The following is a 3,448-nucleotide window of genomic DNA, read 5'->3' as shown; positions in this document are numbered from 1 at the left end:
AGACTAGAACCGGTACGGACGCGGTGGCCAGCGGCTTCCCGTGGATTAGCGGTGGCGGTGAGGGTGCCAAGCCCCCGCCCTCAAGGAGCCGCTGAAGGCGGCGAGTAGGGCGGGATAGTTCACTCAAATACACCTGCGACACCATCGGCAAGATGGCCTCGGACGGTGTCGTGGGTCACAATTGGCTAGTTCACGCAGCCCGATACCTGCGCCGTCGCAGCTTCCACACGTTGGAGAGCTCTTGAGAGCAAGCACCTCTCGATCCAGTTTCCTCAACCCCCCCTCGTTTCCGTCGTTTCCGTAGCCCCNGTCGCAGCTTCCACACGTTGGAGAGCTCTTGAGAGCAAGCACCTCTCGATCCAGTTTCCTCAACCCCCCCTCGTTTCCGTCGTTTCCGTAGCCCCACCCCAGGTTTCCGTCGTATTGACGACGTGCATAGTATGAAACGCCTCGAGATAAGAAAAATACTGCTTCACTCAAGAACAGCTTACTGGACGGACACACAGTATATCTTCTCGTTATTTTTGATTCATAAAATACTGGGCTGGGTAGCTCCCCCACCCCGTGTGCGAAATGAAATTGGTACGAAAGTGAGGGAGCGAAAAACACTGAGAAACGCGGGAAGTGGCTAAAGTCATGCATATCACGGAGAGATGATCTAATACCGATAGATAAGAAATAGCCTATGTAGTAGGAAAGATTTATTAGCCTTCCCAAAAAACCAAACCCGCACTAGAACTAGATTCTGTTTGAGTTAGAGTTTAAGATGTGAAATCACCATCAATTCATTCTGACTTCTATGCGCCTCCCTAGACGCTATTTCCTTGGGTATCTGCTGTATTAGGACTTCTACTCCCGATCTGTGTATCATCTCTTCTATTTTATGTCTCCTACATATCTCGCAAATTCATCTCGCACACGGGGTGTGGGGGGTCAAGCGATCATCGTGACAACTTCTTAATTTGTATCCTCTCCATTTAGCGATGCAATGCACAGTCAACCCCTCCTGGCCAGTCCAGTAGAACATCGATCGCGATTTCACTTTGTACACGGTGTGTCTGTGCCAATGTCTCCTATGAGTTCTCTATCTATTTCATCTCGCACACGGGGGGTACCTGGCAATTTGACTTCGCCCGCGGTTTGAAGACATCTCATGAAGACTGCCTATACTCAGCTTATAACCCAAGAATTCGTTGTATTTAACCTCGCACACGGTCCCCATATCTATTTATGGAATGAACTACATGTCGATACCATGTCTGACGGTGATGAGCAGCAGTCTCTCTCACAGTCCATTAAAGGCCGTCTTCAAGAGGGGGTTCAGAACTCTGTTTTCAAAGACAAAGGACTTCTTGATCCAGATACCGTCATTGACGAAGACAGGATCGTCGGTCGTGACCAGCAACTGGACGATATTATCACGTATCTCCGACCGGCGCTTCAAGGTAACCGCCCTCCGAACATGCTTCTCTACGGTCCATCGGGAACGGGCAAATCGCTCATCATTAACGCAGTCTGTCAGCAGGTTCAGGAGCTGGCAAACGCTCAGGGAGATCGATTTGGTGTAATCAGGGTTAACTGCCAGACGATCAAGTCTCACGATCGCGCTGTCTATCGTCTCGTCGAAAGTGCGGCAATTGGAGTCGGTGTTGATCCGGGAGTTCCGGAGAGCGGCGTTTCGACCGACCAGAAATTGAACCGGTTTTATGAAATCTTGAGTGAGAACTTCGACTCTGTTATTATCATTCTTGATGAGGTTGACCTCCTTGTTGGCCGCCAACGTGATCCGAATGATGAGCCAGCATACTCCAAGTTACTCTATCAACTCTCTCGTGCATCCCAGTTGGGTCGAATCGAGGGAGATGTCTCAGTCGCTGCACTCACGAACGATCCACGGTTCATGGAGAACCTCGATGGACGGGCGGAGAGTTCGTTCAACCCACAAGATATCGTATTCCCAGATTATGATGCGAATCAACTACAAGCGATCCTCGGACGTCGTCGTGACGCTTACCGAGACAATGTCCTTGAGGATGGCATCATTCCTCTCAGCTCAGCGTATGCTGCTCAGGATCACGGTGATGCACGGAAAGCAATCGACCTTTTCCGGAAGGCTGGTGAGATTGCGGATCGCCAAGGCGAAGACAGAGTTCGCGAGGAACACGTTCGTGGCGCTCAGAAAGAAGCCGAGCGTGACCGCACCCTAACACAAATGCAGGGGCTTTCGACGCAGAAGAAACTCTCACTCTATGCGACCGCTATCGTTCCTGTCTATTCCCAGCGGAACCTAAACGCTGTTCCTAGCACTGTCGCGTACCGTGTGTATCAGTATATCACGGATATCTTGGATACTGATGAGAAATCACGCGACTCTTATCTTCGGTACATGAGCGAAGCAGAGACCTACAATTTTGTCACATCTGACAAACGAGGGCGGGGCTACGGAAGCGGTGTTCATAAAGAATACACGTTTGTCGACGACCCCGAAGTTGTTGCTGAGACCCTTCAATCCGACATCCGACTTGAGGAAATCGAGAATGACGAGGATCTGATCAGATCCGTCGTTAACGCCCAGATCGATGATTTCTTCGATGGGAAATAGCTGGAAGACCCTCTGATACCGTCTCCTATTTCATATCGCACACGGGGTGTGGGCGAATCATAGAAATTATTTGTTCAACTAAGTATGTCTGACAGTGGTATACAATATTTCATATCGCACACGGGGTCCTTCCTTCAAAATCTGCGAATTCACTTTGCACACGGGGTGGTCGAAATGCGATACGGCGGTCGGATTATTGCTTCTTAGTCCGTGTGGACCTCGACCTTTGCTTCCTCGGTCTTGCCGATGGCTTCGACGATGAGCTCAGCGACGTCGATGATTTCGATGTCGTCCTCGAAGCCGCCGGTCTTGCGCCCGTCCTCGTACATCGTCATGCACATCGGGCAGGCGACGACGAACTTCTCGANGGGCGAACGCCCATGCGTGGAGGCGTCGGTTCATCCATTCGCCGTAATCGAGGTCTTCGCGGATGTACGAGAGATCTTCCAGCACGAGAACTGGCTTCTCAAACCGGCAGGCGTACTCGACGGCACGTCGAGACGCCTTCTCGATGATGTCAGTGAGCGCGTTTTGGTAATGGCCGAATCGTTCGTCAATCCGCCACTCCGCGGCGTCACGCTCTTGGAGCCGTTTCAGCGTCGNGCGCGACCACCGTTGATGAGCAGTGGGTCAGTCGGAGTGCCCTGCTCGCAGGCACAGCCCGCGAGCAGGTGTGCTTCGCCAATGTCGAAGCCGACTGGTGTTACATCGTCGTCGGTCGGTTCGTAGTCTGTTTCTTCGACCGGGAACTCGATGGTGACGTGGAGCGTCCACGACGTGCGGTGGCGTTGCAGTCGGAGTTGTCCCGCCGAAGCGTCTCCGTGTACGAGGTCGTGCCACAGACCT

At 52.1% G+C, this 3,448-nt stretch carries 2 protein-coding genes and 1 pseudogene; 1 reads left to right on the top strand and 2 read right to left on the bottom strand.

Annotation, left to right across the window (positions count from 1 at the left end; all coding sequences use genetic code 11):
• The first annotated feature begins 1,255 nt into the window (after window positions 1-1,255).
• A complete protein-coding gene (locus tag C476_RS17585) occupies window positions 1,256-2,602 on the top strand; it encodes a Cdc6/Cdc18 family protein (RefSeq protein ID WP_008015506.1) in 1,347 nt (448 codons plus the stop codon).
• A gap of 203 nt (window positions 2,603-2,805) precedes the next feature.
• On the opposite strand, the gene C476_RS19730 is transcribed toward C476_RS17585, so the two are convergent.
• Complete coding sequence (locus C476_RS19730; RefSeq protein ID WP_275039687.1) at window positions 2,806-2,931, bottom strand: hypothetical protein; 126 nt, start codon at window positions 2,929-2,931, stop codon at window positions 2,806-2,808.
• Between the two features lie 25 nt (window positions 2,932-2,956).
• A pseudogene (locus C476_RS17580) lies at window positions 2,957-3,448 on the bottom strand (IS200/IS605 family accessory protein TnpB-related protein); the annotation flags it as partial.

Origin of the sequence: Natrinema limicola JCM 13563 (genome assembly GCF_000337475.1) — an archaeon.
Taxonomy (GTDB): domain Archaea; phylum Halobacteriota; class Halobacteria; order Halobacteriales; family Natrialbaceae; genus Natrinema; species Natrinema limicola.
This window is presented reverse-complemented; position numbering and strand designations above follow the sequence as displayed.